At 51.1% G+C, this 2,309-nt stretch carries 2 protein-coding genes; both read left to right on the forward strand.

The annotated features are described in order from the left end of the window. The first annotated feature begins 400 nt into the window (after positions 1-400). Positions 401-1,675, forward strand: a complete 1,275-nt coding sequence (locus tag PFRI_RS10285; protein WP_072630623.1) for an O-antigen ligase family protein — start codon at positions 401-403, stop codon at positions 1,673-1,675. Next, positions 1,668-2,288, forward strand: coding sequence for a glycosyltransferase (locus PFRI_RS10290; protein ID WP_072630624.1), 621 nt, complete (start codon positions 1,668-1,670; stop codon positions 2,286-2,288). Before PFRI_RS10285 ends, PFRI_RS10290 begins: the two co-directional genes overlap by 8 nt. Positions 2,289-2,309: the final 21 nt, after the last annotated feature.

Genomic DNA, 2,309 nt, shown 5'->3' on the forward strand with positions numbered 1-2,309 from the left:
TCGATGGTTGAGCAAACTCTACATTAAACTGAGGGAAGTTTCGGGGGGCAGGTCAATAACTCGAAACGGTGAGAGGGTTTTGCATGCTCGCAAGGGGTGCCATGAGACAGAAGATCAGTAGTGTGATATACTTGAAAACACGCATGTTTCGGGTGGAGTTTCGTTGAAGCGCTGACATCACAGAGTGCAACTGCATTTTAGAACCACCTTGCGTTACCGTCTTTACGCGCGCGCAGATGTCACGCCGCCCGTGCCTTACACGCCTCTTCTAAGGGGATGCAAGTCTATGCGCTCGGCTGTAGTGATCTCTGTCAGAGCACAACACACCAAGAATAAACCAAAGCAAAATTGGTTCCGGCTTTACTTTAAGTCTGTCATAAGCAACAGGTGAGAGATATTTTTGACTCTGATAAAAGACGCAGCGAAACTGGTGAATTTCTCTCGTATACACAGCTCGACCCGTGCAACGGTTGAACGCCTTCAGCACGGTCTGGATGTTGCGATTGCGCTGTGTCTCGGACTTATTCCATCGTTTCATTTGCTGGCGTTGCAATTGGCTATGGTGTTTGTGCTTATCTCGGCTCTTTTACGCGGACGTCAAATATTTACGAACTTGCCACACTTTGGTTGGCCTCATGTGATGCTTTTGCAGTTCATCCTCTACTTCTTACTGAACACCTGGCTCTATCCGTCACTGGAGGGCAACCTGCCCCATTTGCGCAGGGTTGCGTTTGAGTCCTATGGTATGACGTTGTTGGGCTTCGCGGTGATCTGGGTTTATCTGGGGCGTGGGCATGATGTTATGGCTTCTTTCCAAAGCTGGGCACCTGTCGGATTGTTTTTGTCATTTTGCGTGATGAGCTATTTCGTTTTTGGGCCCCAAGGTACCCGCGCGCGTGCATTTTCTACGAACGCGTTGGTGCCACCTATGTGGTATCTTGTACTAACACTGATCTGTTTTTGTGACTTCAATGCGATGGCGTACAGGGTAAAACTGATGCGGATTGCTTTGTTGGGCACGGCTGCTGTTATGTGTCTCTATTCAGGTGGGCGAATGATTTTGCTCATCTGGTTGCTTTGCACCATAATTCTTGCGGCTCACGTGCTGCGCTCGCAGCGACAGGGCACCTCTTCTTTCAAAGATATAGCCCTTGTTTTTGGCGCGCTCGTAGTGGGGCTGTTTGTGCTCTACGTCTTTGATGCTGTCAGTGGGCGGACCCTTGCTATCCGCTTTGCTTATACGTTTGAGAAACTTTGGGAAAACGGGCTAACAAGCGAAACATTTTATCGCATCGAAATCTGGTCAGCTGCTCTGGAGGTTATCAAGCAAAGCCTTCCTTTTGGCAGCGGGCATGTGAACGAGCGTTTGTTGATCCATGGCATTATTACACGTGATTGGTGGTTTGCAGCGCATCAAACCTACCTGTCTTATCTGATTGCAGGAGGCTGGATTGCGCTTGCTTCGGGCATAATTTTTCAATGTGCGGGTTGTCAGCTATTTCATCGCGGAACGCTGCCAGCGGCCCTTGGCATTGTGCTGGTTCCTGCGCTTAACGGCTTAACTGATTCAGTATTTCAATCTTTCTTTGCGGTACAGCTTTATATGCTCTTGTTATTATTCATATTACACGGTCAAAACCGAGGCGTACCTGCCGTGCCTGAACCAAGTGCGTAACGGTATCAAAGCGCTGTGGGCGGTTCCAAGAGCTACTGCATATCTGCTCATGTGGTATTTGGCGCATGGAGTCTTCCGCCGGGTGTTCGCGCCTTCTATCACAGCTTTCCAGCCCGATGTGGTGCATGGTCACGATGGGTTGGCGCTCCCTCTCACTGTGCGCGTAGCGCAGGCGAGCGGCGCGATTTGTGTCTTCGATAGCCATGAGCTGGAAGCCCATCGCAATCATCCCCTGATCTGGGCAATGCGCCCACGGATCCAAGCATTAGAGCGTCGCTTTCTGCCACGCGTGAATGCGGTCTTAACGGTCAGCCGTACCATCGCGAGTCACCTCGAAGAGCACTACGCCATCAAGCGTCCGACTGTTCTCTATAATGCGCCGCCCCGCACACCCGCGCCCTTGCCTCAAAGATGGAAAGGTAGTCCCCGCATGACAGTGCGCTATGAGGCAGAGTTAAACGCCACTGCGGTACTGTTGGTCTATACAGGCAACATTGCGACAGGGCGCGGAATCGAACAGACCTTGCAGAACCTCGCGGAGCTGGAACAGAACGCACAGGATCAGCGCGATATCCACCTTGAAGTGGTCCGGCAAAACTGGACAGCGTGCTAAGATGTATCCAACCTTGAAGAC

Source organism: Planktotalea frisia, from assembly GCF_001890925.1.
Classification (GTDB): Bacteria; Pseudomonadota; Alphaproteobacteria; order Rhodobacterales; family Rhodobacteraceae; genus Planktotalea; species Planktotalea frisia.